This window comes from Halomonas sp. ND22Bw (assembly GCF_003011945.1).
Taxonomy (GTDB): domain Bacteria; phylum Pseudomonadota; class Gammaproteobacteria; order Pseudomonadales; family Halomonadaceae; genus Halomonas; species Halomonas halophila.
The window spans coordinates 1-231 of record NZ_PXWD01001913.1; the positions used below are offsets into that span (position 1 = coordinate 1).

Sequence of the window (231 nt, forward strand, 5' to 3'; positions counted from 1 at the left end):
CGACCATTATAGTCAGGCGCGGCTGTTCTACCGTTCGCAAACAGAGAACGAACAGGCGCATATCGCGTCCTCGTTCGTATTCGAGCTAAGCAAGGTCGGCGTGCAGGAGCAAGTGCCGCCGCGCATGGTCGCCAATCTGCGCAACGTCGACGACGACCTGGCGCAGCGGGTCGCGGACGGTCTTGGCATCGACCTGCCCGAAAAGGCGAAGGCCGCGCGCGAGCCGGTCGA

1 protein-coding gene is annotated in these 231 nt (G+C 63.6%); it reads left to right on the forward strand.

All coding sequences use genetic code 11. The annotated features are described in order from the left end of the window. Positions 1 to 231 (forward strand): catalase-related domain-containing protein (locus CVH10_RS24935; RefSeq protein WP_219925137.1); only part of this gene is annotated, 231 nt, incomplete at both ends.